15 protein-coding genes are annotated in these 16,738 nt (G+C 70.4%); 7 read left to right on the forward strand and 8 right to left on the reverse strand.

What is annotated here, in order from left to right; translation table 11 throughout:
* Positions 1-16: 16 nt before the first annotated feature.
* Together H5398_RS17660 and H5398_RS02580 are read right to left on the reverse strand one after the other, a co-directional pair.
* Positions 17-1,213 (reverse strand): galactokinase family protein, encoded by a 1,197-nt coding sequence (locus H5398_RS17660; RefSeq protein WP_182798892.1) that lies wholly within the window; start codon positions 1,211-1,213, stop codon positions 17-19.
* Positions 1,210-2,058 (reverse strand): nucleotidyltransferase family protein, encoded by an 849-nt coding sequence (locus H5398_RS02580; RefSeq protein ID WP_182798893.1) that lies wholly within the window; start codon positions 2,056-2,058, stop codon positions 1,210-1,212. Before H5398_RS02580 ends, H5398_RS17660 begins: the two co-directional genes overlap by 4 nt.
* Before the next feature lie 182 nt (positions 2,059-2,240).
* On the opposite strand from H5398_RS02580, the gene H5398_RS02585 reads away from it, so the two are divergent.
* Genes H5398_RS02585 through H5398_RS02595 form a run of 3 tightly spaced genes read left to right on the forward strand, consistent with a single transcriptional unit; the run spans position 2,241 to position 5,809 of the window.
* Complete coding sequence (locus H5398_RS02585; RefSeq protein ID WP_182798894.1) at positions 2,241-3,656, forward strand: phosphoglucomutase/phosphomannomutase family protein; 1,416 nt, start codon at positions 2,241-2,243, stop codon at positions 3,654-3,656.
* 60 nt (positions 3,657-3,716) lie between these two features.
* The gene (locus H5398_RS02590; protein WP_182798895.1) at positions 3,717-4,601 is read left to right on the forward strand and encodes an ABC transporter ATP-binding protein; all 885 of its coding nucleotides are present in this window, start codon (positions 3,717-3,719) and stop codon (positions 4,599-4,601) included.
* On the forward strand, positions 4,598-5,809 hold the full coding sequence (locus H5398_RS02595; RefSeq protein WP_182798896.1) for an ABC transporter permease: 1,212 nt from the start codon (positions 4,598-4,600) through the stop codon (positions 5,807-5,809). The genes H5398_RS02590 and H5398_RS02595 overlap by 4 nt, the downstream gene beginning before the upstream one ends.
* Before the next feature lie 34 nt (positions 5,810-5,843).
* Here the strand turns inward: H5398_RS02595 and H5398_RS02600 are convergent, their stop codons facing one another.
* Positions 5,844-6,818 carry a sugar-binding transcriptional regulator gene (locus H5398_RS02600; RefSeq protein WP_220489060.1) on the reverse strand — a complete coding sequence of 325 codons (975 nt, stop codon included), beginning with the start codon at positions 6,816-6,818 and terminating at the stop codon, positions 5,844-5,846.
* A gap of 383 nt (positions 6,819-7,201) precedes the next feature.
* On the opposite strand from H5398_RS02600, the gene H5398_RS02605 reads away from it, so the two are divergent.
* Together H5398_RS02605 and H5398_RS02610 are read left to right on the forward strand one after the other, a co-directional pair.
* The gene (locus H5398_RS02605; RefSeq protein ID WP_182781387.1) at positions 7,202-7,897 is read left to right on the forward strand and encodes a response regulator transcription factor; all 696 of its coding nucleotides are present in this window, start codon (positions 7,202-7,204) and stop codon (positions 7,895-7,897) included.
* Positions 7,898-7,908: 11 nt separating this feature from the next.
* Entirely contained in the window at positions 7,909-8,973 is a 1,065-nt protein-coding gene (locus H5398_RS02610) for a sensor histidine kinase (RefSeq protein ID WP_370586029.1), read from the forward strand.
* 249 nt (positions 8,974-9,222) lie between these two features.
* Here H5398_RS02610 and H5398_RS02615 read toward each other — a convergent pair whose 3' ends face one another.
* The 3 genes from H5398_RS02615 to H5398_RS02625 form a co-directional block, all read right to left on the reverse strand.
* Positions 9,223-9,960, reverse strand: a complete 738-nt coding sequence (locus H5398_RS02615) for a DUF2202 domain-containing protein (RefSeq protein WP_182798898.1) — start codon at positions 9,958-9,960, stop codon at positions 9,223-9,225.
* Positions 9,961-10,058: 98 nt separating this feature from the next.
* Positions 10,059-10,721 carry a PIG-L deacetylase family protein gene (locus tag H5398_RS02620; RefSeq protein ID WP_182798899.1) on the reverse strand — a complete coding sequence of 221 codons (663 nt, stop codon included), beginning with the start codon at positions 10,719-10,721 and terminating at the stop codon, positions 10,059-10,061.
* Between the two features lie 32 nt (positions 10,722-10,753).
* Positions 10,754-10,987: a hypothetical protein gene (locus tag H5398_RS02625; protein WP_182798900.1), complete on the reverse strand. Its 234-nt coding sequence runs from the start codon at positions 10,985-10,987 to the stop codon at positions 10,754-10,756.
* A 76-nt stretch (positions 10,988-11,063) separates the two neighbouring features.
* On the opposite strand from H5398_RS02625, the gene H5398_RS02630 reads away from it, so the two are divergent.
* A complete protein-coding gene (locus H5398_RS02630; RefSeq protein WP_220489061.1) occupies positions 11,064-12,827 on the forward strand; it encodes a DNA integrity scanning protein DisA nucleotide-binding domain protein in 1,764 nt (587 codons plus the stop codon).
* Between the two features lie 257 nt (positions 12,828-13,084).
* On the forward strand, positions 13,085-14,857 hold the full coding sequence (locus tag H5398_RS02635; RefSeq protein ID WP_182798901.1) for a SulP family inorganic anion transporter: 1,773 nt from the start codon (positions 13,085-13,087) through the stop codon (positions 14,855-14,857).
* Positions 14,858-14,862: 5 nt separating this feature from the next.
* Here the strand turns inward: H5398_RS02635 and H5398_RS02640 are convergent, their stop codons facing one another.
* Positions 14,863-15,525: a response regulator transcription factor gene (locus tag H5398_RS02640; protein WP_182781381.1), complete on the reverse strand. Its 663-nt coding sequence runs from the start codon at positions 15,523-15,525 to the stop codon at positions 14,863-14,865.
* The gene (locus tag H5398_RS17665) at positions 15,522-16,673 is read right to left on the reverse strand and encodes a sensor histidine kinase (RefSeq protein WP_182798902.1); all 1,152 of its coding nucleotides are present in this window, start codon (positions 16,671-16,673) and stop codon (positions 15,522-15,524) included. Before H5398_RS17665 ends, H5398_RS02640 begins: the two co-directional genes overlap by 4 nt.
* Positions 16,674-16,738: the final 65 nt, after the last annotated feature.

The raw sequence follows: 16,738 nt of genomic DNA on the forward strand, positions 1-16,738 counted from the left end.
ACCGCCTCCCTCTCCCTCAATCGGCCAGAGCGTGAGCCGGCCCCGCGGGCCTGGTGACCAGGGTGGCGGCACGGCTTCCCGGCTCCGGGTGGGCCCGCACATAGCCGGCGAGCCATTCGGCGGCGAAGCTGTCGGCACCGTCGCGATCCACGAGCGCCCACACGCTGCCACCGAACCCGGCCCCGAAGGAGGAGGCGGCCACCGCACCGAGCCGTCGGCCGTCTTCGACCAGCGCCTCGGTCTGGGGGATCTGATTGTCGAGACCGTCGGCCGCCCACCTCTGGGAAGCCGCGACCAACTCGCCCAGCGCGGCACGGTCACCGGCGCGAAGCGCCTCGACCGACGCCGGCACGATCCAGGTGGATTCGGCGACGAACTGGCGGAGGCGCGCGAGCAGTCGCGGCTCGTCCGCGACGAGCGACTCGATCACCGCTGCGGCCTCCGGGTCGGATTCGACGGCGGCGGCCAGGTTCGCGTCTCCGCGCCCGGCGGCGGCGTTCCAGCGGGCCAGCAGCTCAGCGACCCCGCGTGAGGCCTGGTTGTAGGCGTCCTTCGCCGCGCCGGTCTTCTCCGCCGACACGCCGCTCACCGCCACCACGAAGGCGAGGTCGTCCGGGAGCCGCACGCGCTCCACGAGCGCGGCCGGGTTGAAACTGAACAGTCCGAGGTGGTCGGCCTGGCTGCAGAGCATGGCCGTGTGATCCTCGGATCCCCCGAACGTGCCGACGCCCGCCCGTCCTGACAGCGCACCGAACGCGCTCCCGTTCTCGACGCAGGCCAGGTACCCGGCCAGCGCAACCTCGTCCCGGATCGCCGCGACCCAGGCCTCGGACTCGTCGAAGCCGTTGAACTGGGCCAACGCCATGGCTGACGCCACGACCAGTGCCGAGGAACTGCTCATGCCGCTGGCCAACGGCAGGTCCGCGTCGATGGCAAGCCGCGCGGGGCGCAGGGGCCCGAAGTTGGCGCCCAGCCGGTCCACCACCACGTTGAGGTACTGCCCCCAGTGCCCGGCAGGAAGGCGCACCGCAACGCCCGGCTCCAGGGTGATGGCGTCCTCCTGCGCCGTGCTCCGCGCCTCGATCCCCCGTCGGCCCGGCTCCACCGTCGCGGTCACACCCCTGTTGACGGCGCACACCAGCACGTTGCCGCCGGCGTAGTCTGTGTGCTTGCCGAGGACCTCGATGCGTCCGGGTGCGAACCAGCCGCTCACAACCGCACCGGACGGCTCGCGAGGGCTGCCGCCACCAGGGGCACATCGGTGCGCCCGGACATGTCCAGCACCCCTTCGGCCACCGGGACCACCGTGACGGGCTCGCCGGCCGCGATCAGCCAGCGGACGGCGTCGACGATCTCGTACTCGCCCCGCGCCGAGGGTCTGATGGCGTCGCAGGCGTTGAAGATGCTCGCACCGAACAGGAAGCAGTTCATGGAGATGCGCGCGTGCGGGCCGAAGCGCGCCACCACGTCGGCGGGGGGCTTCTCGATCAGGTCGACGAGGTAGCCCTCGGCGTCGGTGTCCAGGATCGCGAAGGCGGCGATCCTGTCGGCGGGGATGTTGGACCTGCTGACCATCGCAGCGGCGTCGAAGCCGACCGTGGCCGTCCCGGGCGCCCGCCTGAGTGCGCGGACGGCGTCGGCGGGATAGAAGTTGTCGGCGTTGACCATCACGAACCGGTCCCCTCCGGCGAACCCGCGGGCCGCCCGGACCGCGTCGGCCGTGCCGAGGGCCTCCACCTGGACGGCGAACGAGATCCGCACCCGCGACAGGTCGAGCGTCGCGTAGTAGTCGCGCACGAGGTCGTGCTCGGGGCCGATGACGAGGCAGATGTCGGTCAGGCCAGCGTCGGCGAGCTCGCTGATCACATGGTCGAGGAACGGGTGTGCCGGTTGCCCTCCCCCGGAGGTGTCGCCGAGACCGACTGGCATCATCGCCTTGAGACCCAGTTCAGCCGCCCTGCGCTGATCCTCGTCGAGGTCGACGTCGGCCGCGCGGCGCATCCGGGTGCCGAGGCCGCGGGCAAGGATGACGGCCTTCGTGGGCATGGTCTCGTTCATGGCCCTCATCCTAGGATCAGCGCCCGGCCCGGCTCCTCCTTCGCGCAGCCATTGTGCGCTTCCGCCCGCCCCACGGAGGCGGCGCCGTCGAGGAGGCGGGTCCGCTCAGGGGCACTGCGCAAACGCGCAATGGTCCTGCCCCGATGCTCCTCGCCGGGAGGCGGCTCAGCTACGGTGCGAGCATGATCGAATTCGGCACGGGTGGCTGGCGCGCAATCATCGCCGACGGCTTCACCAAGGAGAATGTCCGGCTGCTGGCCCAGGGTCTCGCTGACCGGATGAACGCCGAGGGGGTCGCCGGGCGCGGCACCGTCGTCGGCTACGACCGCCGCTTCCTCTCCTCCGACGCCGCGTGGTGGGCCACCGAGGTGCTGGTGGCCAACGGGATCCCGGTCACGGTGATCGACCGCCCGGCCCCCACGCCCATGATCATGTGGACGGTGCGCAACAAGGGGTGCGCCTACGGGTTGGCGATCACCGCCTCCCACAACCCGGCCGTCTACAACGGCGTCAAGGTGTTCGTCGAAGGGGGTCGTGACGCGGACGTCGAGGTCACCGCCGCCCTCCAGGAGCAGATCAACGCACTGACGCCGGCAGACGTGCGGTCGGTGCCGGACTTCGAGGTGCGCACGCATCCGTTGGTGACCGTGCAGTTCTCGATGAACTGGTACATCGACGCCATCCTCGAGCAGCTCGACGTGGAGACGATCCGGCACCGTCATCTGAGGGTGGTGCTCGACCCGATGTTCGGGGTGTCGCAGACCTGCATGCAGACCGTCCTGATGACCGCCCGCTGCGAGGTGGACGTGATCAACTCCCGCCACGACGCGATGTTCGGGGGGCGGCTCCCGTCCCCGAAGCTCGAGACGCTGCACCAGCTGCGGCAGACGGTCATGGAGAAGGGCGCCGACCTGGGCATCGCCACCGACGGCGACGCGGACCGGCTGGGCATCATCGACGACCAGGGCAACTACCTGTCGGCCAACCAGATCATGGTGCTCCTGTACGAGTACCTCCTGACCGGCAAGGGCTGGACCGGGCCGGTGGTGCGCAACATCGCCACCACGCACCTGCTGGACCGGGTCGCGGCTGCCCACGGGCAGCAGTGCTACGAGGTGCCCGTGGGTTTCAAGCACATCAGCTCGAAGATGGCCGAGACGGATGCCGTGATCGGCGGAGAATCCTCCGGAGGGCTCACGGTCCGGGGCCACATCGCGGGAAAGGACGGCGTGTACGCCGGGTCGCTCCTGGTGGAGATGCTCGCGGCCAGCAACCGGAAACTCAGTTCGTTGTGGGCCGACGTCGTCGCCCGGTACGGCGATGCCCAGATGGTGGAGAACGCGTACTCGTTCACCCCCGCGCGCCGCGCCGAGCTCGTCGCCACCCTTTTCGAGCGCCGCGAGCTGCCCGATTTCACCCCCGCCGTGGACCACACCAGCTACCTCGACGGCTGCAAGGTCTACTTCTCCAACGGCGGCTGGCTCGTGGTGCGCTTCTCCGGCACCGAGCCCGTCCTGCGGGTCTTCGCCGAGATGCCCACCCTCGCGGAGGCGGAGGCCGCCATCGCCGAGCTGGTGGACTTCCTGGGCCTCGGCTGAGGCCCGCGGAGCCGCGCTGCGCGACCGGTACTGTGGCGAGCAGGCAGGAGGGGGACGAGGATGCTGCAGCTCAGGGGCCTGACCAGGAGGTTCGGACAGCTCACCGCGGTCGACGACGTCTCCTTCGATGTCCCCGCCGGGCAGATGGTGGGATTCGTCGGCGGCAACGGCGCAGGGAAGACCACCACGATGCGGATGGTTATGGGAGTGCTGCAGCCATCTGCCGGCGAAGTCCTGTGGCGCGGCCGGCCGGCCGGGCAGCCCGACCGGGCGCGGTTCGGCTACCTGCCGGAGGAGCGCGGGCTCTACCCGAAGCAGCAGGTGCTGAGCCAGCTGGTGTACCTGGGGCGCCTCCACGGCATGCGGGCCGCCGCGGCACGGGAGCACGCCGAGGAGCTGCTGGTCCGCTTCGGCCTGGGCGACCGGACCCGCGACAAGGTGGAGTCCCTCTCGCTCGGCAACCAGCAGCGTGCCCAGATCATCGCCGCCGTCCTCGGCGGCCCACAAGCCCTGATCCTCGATGAACCATTCTCCGGCCTCGACCCCACGGCGGTGGACCAGATGGCGGCGTTGCTGCGGGAACACACCGCGGCCGGAGTGCCGGTGCTCTTCAGCAGCCACCAACTGGAGCTGGTCGAGCGGCTGTGCGACCGGTTGATCGTGCTGCACAAGGGCCGCGTGGTGGCTGATGGCACCGTCGACGAACTACGAAGCACGGCACCTGTCCGGTACCGGCTCGTGGTGGACGGGGACGTCGGCTGGGTGCATGCGGCCGGCGGCGTGCGGGTGGTGTCGTCGGGGGCGACGAGCGTGGTCGTCGAGCCGGAGAGCGACGAGGCGGTGCAGCGGCTGCTCGTCGACGCCGTCGGGCGGGGCCCGGTGAGGGAGCTGGCGCGGGTGGTGCCCAGCCTGAGCGAGATCTACCGGGAGGTTGCCTCCGTATGAACAGGACCGACGCACGCCCCGCCCACGCAGAGCCGGGGAGGCGGACGCATCCATGGGCCCTGGTCACGGCCCGCGAGATCAGCGTCAAGCTCCGCGACCGCAACTTCCTGCTCTCCACGGGCTTCAGCCTGGCCCTGATCGTCGGCCTCATGGTGGTGCAGTTCTTCCTCACAGCCGGGGCCTCCACCTACACGGTCGCGGTGACCGACAACGACGGGGCCCGCCTGGTCGCCGGCCTCGACGCGCGGATGCAGGCCGCCGATCCGGAGGCTCGTGCCAACGCCGTCCGGGTCACCGATGTCGCGGCGGGGGAACAGCAGGTGCGCGACGGGGACGCCGACGCCCTGCTGGTGAGAGAGGGCGGAGTCTGGACGTTGGCGACGGACGGGCAGTCGGGTCGGTTGCTGCAGCTGGGGCTCATCGAGCTCGTGTCCGCGTCGGCGCTCGAGGACAACGCGCAACGCCTGGGCGTCGGGGTCGATGACCTGCTCGCCGGAACCCAGTTGGCCACCCGTGACCTGAGCGGTGACACGGATCAGGGGCTGGTGGTCTACATCGTCGGCCTGATCTTCGCTGTGCTTTTCTACATGTCGTCGCTGATGTTCGGGATGGCGATCGCCACCAGCGTGGTGGAGGAGAAGCAGTCGCGGATCGTGGAGATCCTGGCCGCGGCCATTCCGGTGCGGCACCTGCTGCTGGGCAAGGTGCTCGGAAGCACGGCCTTGGCGTTGCTGCAGCTGGCGCTGATCGCGGGCGTGGGGCTGCTCGGGCTGCAGTTCATCGACCTCAACATCGAGCTTCCGGGGCTGGCCGAGGCGGTGGCCTGGTACCTGCCGTTCTTCCTGTTCGGCTTCCTCGCGCTGGCCTGCATCTGGGCCGCAGCCGGGTCGATGGCGTCGAGGATCGAGGACGTGCAGGCCACCTCGATGCCGCTGACGCTGATCCTCGTCGGCGTCTTCGTCCTGGGCATTAACCTGGACGGCCAGGCTCAGGTGACGGGTTCGTTCGTCCCCGTGATGTCCACCATCCTGATGCCGATGCGGATCCTGGCCGGCGAGACCACCTGGTGGGAGCCCGCGGTGGCGTTGCTGTTGACCCTGGCCTTCTGTGCGGTCACGATCCTGGCGGGGGCCAGACTGTACCGTCGCGCCCTCCTCCACACGACGGGGCGCCTGTCGTGGCGGAAGGCGTGGAGCGCCGGGGGCTGAGTGGGCAACCCGTCAGTCGGCCCCTCTGCCGCGCTCAGCCGTCGGCAAGCAGCGCGCGAGCGGTCCGCGAGTCGGTGATCAGAACGTCGCACCACCCGCCCACGAGCGCCGCTCGGATCGCGGCATGCTTCCGCTCGCCGCCGGCCACACCGATGCGCCGTGGGATGGCCTTGAGCGTTTCCTCGTCGATCCCCAGGGTGCGGTCCACCAGTTCGGTATCGACGTGCACGCCGTGCGCGTCGAAGAAGCGAAGGCAGACGTCGCCGACCGCGCCCAGCCGCGCGAGGGCCTCAAGATCGGCCTCCGGGAGAGTGTTACCGGAGGAGACGAGCAGCGCGGACGGCCGGACGCTCCCGATGCCCACGAGCGCCATCGTGAGCCCGGTCCATTCGTCGCGGATCGCCGCGATCTGGGGGTCCGACATCAACGACGCCCGCACCTCGGGGCTCGAAACCACACCGGGGGCGTTGAAGTAGTGGACCTCCGCGCCTGTGACCTGCGCCAGACGGTCCGCCAGCCGGGTGGCCTGCACCTGGGCCCGGGGGTCTCCGACGCCGCCGATCACCTGCACGATGCGCTCGGCGGTCCGGGTGGTGCGGGGGGTCATGGCATCCACCACCGCCAGGAGCGACGCGGACCAGGATGACAGCCCTACCCGGTCGCTCGGAAGCATGGTGGACTCGAGGTAGCGTGCGCCCGCACTGCCGATGGCGCTGAGCAGGGCCGCGTCTGATTCGCCGGCCTCGTCCGGCCCTCCCGCCACCACGACGTCACGCAGCCCGTAGGCGTCGCGCACCTGGTCCTCGAGCTCGGAGAACATACCCGGCGGCTCCACGACGATGGTCCGCACGATGCCCGCCTCGACGCCTTCCTTGAGCAGCCGCGACACCCGCGACTGGGACATGTTCAACCGCGCGGCGATCTCCGGCTGACGAAGTCCGTGCTCGTGATAGAGGCGCGCGACCTTGACGACGAGGGGGAGCCGCTCGGGCGCAATGCGAATGGGCACGCTCGGAAACTAGCACGGTCCTGAGCGGGCCGTCGACGCGACGGCATAACTGTTCGGGAGTGGCTAGATAGTCGGACGGTTGGCCGGGTGCCTGCGAGCTGGCTATCCCGCGGCAGCCCACATCCTGACATAGGCGTTCCTGAATGACCAGTTGGTGCCGCATAACTATGCACAGGTGCTGACGAATGGGCGCAAGGCGGGTGATCCGACCGCATCTCGTGGTCAGGGAATCGACCGCACCACTCCCCTGAACCCTGCCGGCCGCGGAATCGTGCCCGTAGCGACGGTCACCTCGACCTGGGCTGAGCGTGACCGGCGTCACTGGGGTCCCGACTCCGCGCCCGCCCATACCCATCTGGGTATTGTGTGACCCAGGAGGCACCGTGGCACCCACCGTTCTCGTCGTCGACGACGCACCCGAGATCCGCACCCTTCTTCGGACCTACCTTGAGGCCGAAGGAATGGCGGTCCTCACTGCCGGCACAGGCGAGGAGGCAGTCCGGCTCGCCGGAGAGCAGCGCCCCGACGTGGTCCTGCTCGACCTCGGCCTCCCAGACCTCTCCGGCCTTGACGTCCTCGGCAGGATCCGCGCAAACTCGTCGGTCTACGTCATCGTGGTCACCGCACGGGCTGAAGAGGTGGACAAGATCGTCAGCCTCAGCCTCGGAGCCGACGACTACATCGTCAAGCCCTTCAGCCCCCGCGAGGTGGTGGCGCGCGTGCACGCCATGATGCGCAGGCCGCGCGGCGCCGACGAGGCACCCGACGAGACTCTCCGCTTCCCGGGCCTCACGCTGGACCCGGCAGCCCGCGAGATCACGCTCGACGGCGAACCCGTGACGCTCAGCGCCCTCGACTTCGATCTCCTCCTCGCCCTCGCCCGTAAACCCGGCCGCGTCTTCTCCCGCGCGCAGCTGCTCGAGCAGGTCTGGGGCTACGCCTTCTACGGCGACGAGCGGGTCGTCGACGTCCACGTCCGCACCATCCGCGCGGCTCTCGGCGACGACGGCACCGTCGTCATCGGGACCGTTCGAGGGGTGGGCTACCGGTTTCTCAAGACCCCTTCGGGGAAGCCGTGAGGAGCCTGGCGGTGCGGCTGGCGCTGAGCCATGTCGCGGTGGTGGCGATCGGCGCTTTGGTCACGTTCCTCCTCTCGCGGGCGCTGGCCCCGGCCCTGTACGACCGCATGCAACAGCGCGGTCCCCACGCCGGCCAGGGGCAGGGCTTCCGGCAGCAGATCGTCGAGACGATGGACCTGGCGTTGCTCATCGGCACGGCCGCGGGGGTTCTCGTCGCCGCGACGCTCGGGATCCTCGTCGCCCGCCGCTTCATGCGCCCCATCCGCCAGCTGCAGGAGGCGGCTAGGCAGATGGCCGCTGGGCGCTACGACATCGCCGTCCCGGAGGCGTCCGAGCGGGAGCTCAGCGACCTCGGTTCCGACCTTCAGACGCTCGGCCAGTCCCTGGCCAGCACGGAAGCCCGGCGCGTCAGACTGCTCGGCGACGTCGCCCATGAGCTCCGCACCCCCCTCACCGTCGTGGGCGGGTACGTCGAAGCGATGACCGATGGAATGGTTCCGACAGATTCCGAGCACCTCGGCCTCATTGGGCGCGAGGTGGAGCGGATGCGTCGTCTGGCCGACGATCTCGGGGCGCTGTCGAAATCACAGGAGGCGGGCACGGCGCTGCGGCTGGAGCGGATCGACGTCGGGGCCACTGCCGCCGAGGCCGCCGAGAGGCTGCGCCCTCAGGCGGTCGACGCGGGCGTCAGCCTCACAGTCGACTCCGAGGCCGCCTGGGCCGACGCCGACGCTCAACGCATCGGGCAGGTGGTGACGAACCTCGTGGGTAACGCGCTGCGGGCGGTGTCGCGGGGCGGGAGTGTCGCGGTGAGGTGCCGCGCGGAGTCCGGGCGGGTGGCGGTCACGGTCGCTGACGACGGGGTGGGCCTGGCGGCCGAGGACCTGGAGAAGGTGTTCGAGCGGTTCTACCGGGTGGATCGCCGGCAGGGGGATCAGCGGGGCGGAGGATCGGGCATCGGCCTGACGATCGCGCGGCAGATCGCGCGGGCCCACGGCGGGGACCTGGTCGCGGCGTCTGCCGGCCCGGGTCGGGGCGCGACGTTCACCCTGACCCTCCCGATCACCCCCAGCTGACGCGAGCGCCTGCGCCCATCCGGCTGAGACGCGATCCCCGACGAACGCGAGCTGACAAGGTCACGTTCTATAGGCTTCGAGGCCGCTTCGCGGCACCTCAGCCAGCGGGATCAGCGCGAGCCCTCACCGCTGGCTGAGGCGCGAGGAGCGCAGCGACGAGCCTCGAAGCCTACGAAACGCAAGCTGACAAGGTCACGTTCTATAGGCTTCGAGGCCGCTCCGCGGCACCTCAGCCGGCGGGATCAGCGATCAGGCGTTGCCGCGGTTCATGCCACGACGCGGGGCGTCCTCGTTGCCGGTGCCGTCTCGCAGCTGATCGCCCGAGCCGTCACGCGGGGCGTCCGCGTTGCCGCGGTCGGTGTCTTCCATGCCGGTGCCGTCACAGACCGCGCTGCGCTCCGCACGGCGCGCCTCGTTCTGCTGACCCCGCATGCCCTGGCCCTGCTGCAGGCCGGTGGTGTCGCCGTTGGCCCAGGCGGTGAACGCCGCGAGATGGTTCTCGGAGCCGGCGAGCAGGCGCTCGTAGACGGCCTTGATGTCGTCGTTGTCGGTGGCCTTGATCTGCTTCTCGAGGTCGGCGATGTCGCGCTTCTCCAGCTCGATGGCGGCCTTGAACGCCTCGTCCTCGGACTTCAGGCCGTCCTCCAGCCATCCGTCGTACAGCTTCTGGAGCTGCTTGTCGTCGTACATGCCCGGCTCGTCGCCCGCTGTCGGGTCAGCGACGTCGAAGTCGGCGAGCAGCCGCCCGATGGCCTCGAAGTGGCGCTGCTCGCTGTTCGCGATGCGGTCCCACACGGCGCTGTCGTACTTCTCGCCGAAGGCGGTGTAGAGGTCGTGAGCCATCTTCTCCTCCTGGCGGCTGAAGGCGAGGGCCGACTGCTCCTTGGCGTCCGGGGCGTCGGTGTCGGCCGAGGCGAGGGTGGCCCCGCCGAAGGTGAGGGCGGCCACGGCCAGCCCTGCGGTGATGAGGGAAACGGTGCGCTTCATGGTGAGCTCCTTGTGGATGTGATCACTGGTTGGTGATGTATCCAGTTCACCGCGCCGTCGTGAAGCTCCCGCCATGGGAATGTGAAGCTTTCGTGAAGTCAGGCGGGCAGGGTGAGCCGGAGATGCTCACGGTCCCCCAACAACTCAAGCCGGCGCCACAGCACGCTGCCCGGGACGGCCTGAGTGACATGCAGGTGCGCGGCGGCCACCTGCCTGCTGCGATCGACGGCCACGACGATGGGCAGCGCCGCCTCGTCGTGCCCGGTGAACCCTCCGCCGAACTCGTCCTGCAGCGTCGACGCCACGGACGCCGGCAGCCCCCACTCCAGCACCGACAACCCCTTCCTCCCAGCGACCGCGATGGCGGCCCGGCTGGCCGCCTCATGGTCCGGATGGCCGGTCACGCCGCCCTCGACGGCGAAGACGAGCAGGCCGTCGGGGTCTGTGGTGTCGAGGGCGTCCTCGATGTCGGCCACCAGTTCCGCCTCGCGGCCACCCAGCCCGCCGTCGGGATGGTTGAGCAGGGAGGTGGTCCGGCAGCCGAGCACCTCGGCCGCGGCCTCGAGTTCGAGCGCGCGTGTATGCGCGAGGTCGGGCGCGGCGCCGAGGGTGGACGCCTCACCGGCGGTGAGGCACAGGACGCTGACCTCGGCCCCCTCGTCGACGAGGCGACCGATGACTCCTCCCAATCCGAAGGACTCGTCGTCGGGCTGCGCCACCACAACGAGGACGCGCTTCCATGGGGGCAGTTGGGTTTCCATCCCCGTAGTTTATACCCCCTAGGGTATCCTTCTCAGCTGGTTCGACGGCCCCATCGCAGGTAGGTGCACGGCAGCAGGCCCATGGAACTCACCACGGCCAAGGCGGGAACCCAGACCGCCTTGGATCCGTTGATCTCATCCTCAGGGCGCCTGGCCACGTCGACCAACGCGTACACCCGCAGCGCCGCATCCGCCATCCCGCCCAACGCCAGCGCAGCGCGTAGCCAGGGCGGCAATTTGTCCCACTTCTTCGTCGCATGCTTCATTGCAAGCCTCCTGTCCCCCAGCGTACGCCCGCCCCCGCAGGTACGTTGGGGTGGAACGAGAGGGAAGGGGCGTGCATTGTTCATCGATGAGTGGACGTGGGACGATCCCAACGTGAACGCAGAGCTGTGGGAGGGCCAGGCCACCTACCGGCGCTCCCTGGAACAGGTGGCCAACGATGTCCTCGACGCGGCCGGGACGGGCCTCGACGCCCGCGCCTTCGTCGTCGGGATCCCCCTGGACCGGGACGCCGGCGTGGTCGTGGAGCCCGCGCGCGGCCACTTCGACCGTGCCATCGTCGCCCAGTCCACCCACCTGGCCACCCGACGGTTCAACAAGCTTCTCCGCGACGACGACGCCGCGGAGATCTCCCCCACCTATCTGGCCGCGCTCGAGGCGCGCACCAGGAGGCGCGCCGTCGCGGACAAGCTGGACGCCGCCGCCCGCGCCGGCGGGCGCATCCACTTCGTGGGCGTGGGCGTGACGATCGGCGATCACACCGTCTTCCCCGTCCTCGCCCTGCAGGAGGACCAGTGGAAGGAGCTGCCCCAGCTTCCCGACGACGCCGGAGACGACTTCCTCACCGCCCGCTCGTTCCAGGAGGCGGTGATCAACAGCGTCCTCGACGTGGCCTCCCGCGAGCTGGACCGGCAGATCCCCGGCTCCCTGGTGCGGATCGACCCAGAGTTCGTGCTGCGTTCCGCCGCGGACCTGTTCGTCTCCGCCGTCGTGGCCAGAACCGGGCAGGAGTTGGCCTTCGGGGCCCTCCAGGCGTTCGACGCGGTCTCCGCGCAGCCCTACGAGGGGCGGGCGGGCAAGGGGTCCCTCCTCCTGGCACCTCACGGCGGGGAGGGGACCACGACGGTGATGTCGCTCGAGCACCCGGTACCCATCGGCCGGGCCCAGTCGCTGCGCAAGGTGCTGGAGCTGTCCGCCGGGGACCTGCACCTGCTGTGCGACGGCCGCGAGGTCTACGGCTTGGGCAAGCTGGAGGAGGGCGCCTCCCGCGAGCACACCTTCGTGGCGCGGATCTCCGGCAACGGGTCCTGGGAGCTGTGGGACGGCGACGTCCCGTTCCTGCGGGTCGACAACGGCGTGGCCGCGATGCCTCGCGAACTCCTGGACGAGGACGAGTTCTCCGTCACCGTGGACCGCGTGTTCCCCGAGGTGTCCGCCCGCAACGCCCGCTACCTGTGGCAGATCGCCCGTGCAGCACTGCAGCAGCCGCACGGCACCATGCTCGTGGTCCACCCCGAGGCCGAATCAGAGGCGCAACGCCTCCTACCCCAGGCCTACGCCATCACCCCCAGCCGGCTGGGCCCCGAGGCGCTGTCGGCCGCCACCGGCATCGACGGCGCCGTCCTGGTCTCTCCGGACGGCAAGTGCCACGCCGTCGGCGTGATCCTCGACGGGCTGGCCACCGGCACCGGGGACCCGTCGCGCGGCTCCCGGTTCAGCTCCGCCATCCGCTACCTCGCGGGCGCGGGCAGGGGCGCCATGGTGATCATCGTGTCCGAGGACGGCAAGATCGACCTGCTGCCCAAGACGAAGCGGCGGGTCCGCCGGGCGACGGTGCAGAGAGCGGTCGACAGGCTCGTCGCCGCGGCATCCGACGGCGAGGACGGCGACCGGTTCCTGCGCGCCGACAAGGCGGTGGAGGCCATCGAGTTCTACCTCAACCAGGACCAGTGCGACGCCGTCAACGCCGCCCGGGAAGAGGTTGAGGGCCGACAGTGGGACCAGGCGCGGGTACGTCGTCAGTACGTCCCCATCGCCCCCGACCCGGCGATGGACGACTCCTACTTCGTCGATCGCGCCCACGACCCCGACGCCGAGTCCTGACCCTGCGCCCATGACCGGCTCCCGCCCCCCTCCGGGTGGGGGGTGAGTTGAGCAAATGGCAGGGTTCGCGGAACCCGCCCCGCGTGACCTGAGCGCGCGACCCACCGCGACCCTTGCCATTTGCTCAACTCCACCCCCCCACCCGGAGACTGGCCGAGCCGATCGTGCTCGCGGCCCTGGCCACCCCGGAACACACCGAGGCCCGCTGGGGCGAGGAATCGCAGCAAACCTCTGACGCGGGACACTAGATTCGGTCCATGGACCCGTCGACGACGACGCCCGCAGCCTGGGAGCGCTACCTCCCCGGGGTCGCGGTGCTGCGCCGCTACGAGCGCCGCTGGCTGCGCGGCGACACTGTCGCGGGCGTGACGGTGGCCGCCTACCTCATCCCCCAGGTGATGGCCTACGCCGTCATCGCCGGCCTCCCCGCCGTCGTCGGCCTGTGGGCCATCCTCGCTCCGCTGCTGCTCTACGCCGCGCTGGGATCGTCGCGGCAGATGTCCGTGGGCCCGGAATCGACGACGGCGCTCATGACGGCGGCCGGCGTCGGTGCGCTGGTGGCCGCGGCGGGCGGCCCCGAACAGTATGCGGAGGTGGCTGCCCTGCTCGCGATCGCCGTCGGCCTGGTGTGCCTGGTGGGATGGCTCGCGCGGTTGTCGTTCCTGGCGACGCTACTGTCGCGGCCTGTCCTCGTCGGATACATGGTGGGGATCGCGGCGCTGATGATCGTCAGCCAGTTCGGCAAGGTGGCCAAGCTCGAGATCGAGGCCGAGTCCACGCTGGGCGCAACCTGGGAGTTCGTGACGCGCCTCGGGGAGGCCCACCTCCCGACGGTGGCAATGGCCGCGGTGGTGCTCGTGCTGCTGTTCGTGGCGAGGTGGTTGGCCCCGAAACTCCCCAGCCCCCTCATCGTGCTGCTGACAGCGGCCGGGGTGGTCGCGTTCTTCGGGTTGGAGCGCTACGGCCTCGACATCGTCGGCGACGTACCGTCCGGGCTGCCCGCGCCCAGACTTCCCGGGCTCGCCGACGTGTCGCTGCTCGCGCTCCTCCCCTATGCCGCGGGCATCGCCGTGGTGGGCTACTCGGACAACGTGCTCACCGCCCGCGCCTTCGCGGCGAAGCGGCGCCAGAACATCGATGCGGGACAGGAACTGTTCGCCCTCGGTGCCGTCAACGTCGCGACCGGCCTGCTGCAGGGGTTCCCGGTCTCGTCCAGCGGGTCGCGGACGGTGTTGGGCGACGCCGTCGGGTCACGCACGCAACTTCACTCGCTTGTGGCACTGGCCGCGGTGGTCGCCACTCTGCTGTTCGCCGGTCCGGTCCTCTCCACTTTCCCGATGGCGGCCCTCGGCGCGCTGGTGATCTACGCCGCCACCAGGCTGGTGGATGTCGCGGAGATCCGACGGATCGCTAGGTTCCGGTGGAGCGAGCTCGCACTGACGGCCGTGACCACGGTCTCCGTCGTGGTGTTCGGGGTGCTCGGCGGCATCGGAATCGCCATCGCGCTGTCCCTGCTGGATCTCATCCGGCGGATGGCCCACGCGCACGATGGGGTGCTCGGCTACGCGCCAGGCGTCGCGGGCATGCACGACATCGACGACTATCCCAACGCCACCCAGGTACCCGGGCTTGTGGTGTACCGCTACGACTCCCCGCTGTTCTTCGCCAACTCCGACGACTTCCTCAGCCGCGCCGAGGCGGCCGTGGACCGCGCGCCCCAGCCCGTGCGGTGGTTCCTGCTCAACGCCGAAGCCAACGTGGAGGTGGACCTCACGGCCGTCGACACCCTCGAACTCCTCCGGGAGCGGCTCGCGGCCAGGGACGTCATCTTCACCATGGCCAGGGTCAAGCAGGACCTCCACGATCAGTTGGCCGCCGCGGGCTTCGTCGACAAGGTGGGCGACGGCCGCATCTTCGCCACGCTGCCGACGGCGGTGCGCGCCTACGCAAGGTGGCACCGCGATGAGCTGGGAGAGACACCTGATGGGTTGCCACCGGAGATCCTCCGCCCCACCGAGCCGCCCGCCTGAATGGTTCAGCCGCCCGGCTGGACCAACCCGTGCTCGTAGGCGATGATCACGAGCTGGGCGCGATCCCTGGCGTCGAGCTTGGTCAACAGCCGGCTGACGTGGGTCTTGGCCGTGGCATAGCTGATCACCAGCCTCTGCGCGATCTCCGCGTTCGACAGTCCGGCCGCCACCGCGGCCAGCACCTCCGCCTCGCGGTCCGTGAGGGCGTCAAGCGCCGGCCCGACGGGGACCATCGGTGGCGCGCCGCGACGGAACTCCTCGATCAGGCGGCGGGTGGCGTGAGGCGCCAGCAAGGCCTCCCCCGAGGCAACCACGCGTAGCGCCTCCAGCAGCCGCTCGGGTTCGGTGTCCTTGGGCAGGAATCCGCTCGCCCCCGCCCGGAGCGCGGCGAAAACGTTCTCGTCGTGATCGAAAGTGGTCAGCACGAGCACCCTGCAGCCGTCTGTGGACGGGTCGCCGACGATCCGCCGCGTAGCTTCCAGCCCGTCGATCCCCGGCATCCGGATGTCCATCAGCACCACGTCGGGGCATTGCTCGCGCACCAGCGAGACGGCCTCCAACCCGTCGCCGGCCAGACCCGCGACCTCGAAGCCAGGCTCGTGGCGAAGCAGTAGCGCCAACCCGCTCCGGACCAGGGCCTCGTCGTCTGCGATGACAACCCGGATCATGCGTCGGCCTCCTGTCGCGGCAATCTGGCCACCACCTCGTAGCCACCCTCGTCGCGTGGTCCCGCCTCGAGGCTGCCTCCCCACATCGTGACCCGCTCCCGCATTCCGAGCTGACCGGAAGCCGGGCCGACCCCCGCCGAGGTGCCACGTCCGCCGTCGATGATCCGCAGCACGAGCTCCGCCGGGGCGAACGCGACCCGGACGGTTGCCCGACCGGTGCCGGCATGCCGGACCACGTTGGTCAGCGACTCCTGCAGCACGCGGTAGACGGCCGTCTCCATCGACGCCGGCATCGGCCACGGCTCACCGCTCTGCTCAAGATCGACCCGCAGCCCCGCGTCAGCCAGTGAGGCGACCAGCGCGGGGATGGCCGTCAGACCCGGAGTCGGGTCCGCGACATCCAAGGGCTCCCGCACGGTGGCGAGGATCTGGCGGACCTCGCGCAGCGAGTCCCGGCTGCGCTCGGCGATGGCCAGCAGGGCAGCCTTCGCCTCGGCTGGATCCGAGTCCACGACCCGCGCCCCCACGCCCGCCTGCAGGGCGATCACGCCGAGGGAATGCCCCACCACGTCGTGCAGCTCCCGTGCGATCCGCAGCCGCTCCTCCGTGAGCGACGCTCTCGCCTCCTCGCGCTGGATCCTGACCGTGAGCTCCGCCCGCACAGCGGCCAGCACTGCGGCGTCGCGCCGCAGCCGCATGGCCCGCCCGAGCACGAACGACCCGGCGAACAGTGCCAGGTTGGTCACGGCCTCCCCGAACGGCATCCGGTCCGGGAAGGCGGCGGAGACCACCACCACCAGGCACGTCGCGAAGACGGCCCCGACGACGGTGGCGGCCCGCGAGCCGTGCGCCGCGACCGTGTAGGCGACGAGGAACAGCCCCGCCCCGACGACCGCCGTGCCGAAGCCGAGCCCGATCATCGCAACCACCAGTGCACCGGAGGCCAGCAGGACTGGGAGAGGGGCGGCCCGCCGGGCGGCGTAGAGGGCGGAGGTGGCCACCGTCAGCCCGAGCTGGAGCGGTGGAATGGACCCCGTGGTGGCGCCCGCGGCAAACAGCGAGGCTGCGAGCAGGCCCAGCGCGAAGGCGGTGTCCAGGACCCAGGGTCGGGCCTGGTCCACTCGGCGGAGGCTCGCCCAGATGCTCACCTCAGCAACGTAGCCCGACGGGAGGGGCCCCGACAACGGTCTACAGATGTATCTCCGCCTACATC

The organism is Tessaracoccus sp. MC1679 (assembly GCF_014164775.1).
GTDB lineage: Bacteria > Actinomycetota > Actinomycetes > Propionibacteriales > Propionibacteriaceae > Arachnia.

Excerpts from the sequence above, each read along its gene's own strand:
- H5398_RS02580 (WP_182798893.1), bottom strand. The coding sequence starts at position 2,058 with ATGAACGAGACCATGCCCACGAAGGCCGTCATCCTTGCCCGCGGCCTC.
- H5398_RS02585 (WP_182798894.1), top strand. The coding sequence starts at position 2,241 with ATGATCGAATTCGGCACGGGTGGCTGGCGCGCAATCATCGCCGACGGC.
- H5398_RS02590 (WP_182798895.1), top strand. The coding sequence starts at position 3,717 with ATGCTGCAGCTCAGGGGCCTGACCAGGAGGTTCGGACAGCTCACCGCG.
- H5398_RS02595 (WP_182798896.1), top strand. The coding sequence starts at position 4,598 with ATGAACAGGACCGACGCACGCCCCGCCCACGCAGAGCCGGGGAGGCGG.
- H5398_RS02615 (WP_182798898.1), bottom strand. The coding sequence starts at position 9,960 with ATGAAGCGCACCGTTTCCCTCATCACCGCAGGGCTGGCCGTGGCCGCC.
- H5398_RS02620 (WP_182798899.1), bottom strand. The coding sequence starts at position 10,721 with ATGGAAACCCAACTGCCCCCATGGAAGCGCGTCCTCGTTGTGGTGGCG.
- H5398_RS02625 (WP_182798900.1), bottom strand. The coding sequence starts at position 10,987 with ATGAAGCATGCGACGAAGAAGTGGGACAAATTGCCGCCCTGGCTACGC.
- H5398_RS02635 (WP_182798901.1), top strand. The coding sequence starts at position 13,085 with ATGGACCCGTCGACGACGACGCCCGCAGCCTGGGAGCGCTACCTCCCC.
- H5398_RS02640 (WP_182781381.1), bottom strand. The coding sequence starts at position 15,525 with ATGATCCGGGTTGTCATCGCAGACGACGAGGCCCTGGTCCGGAGCGGG.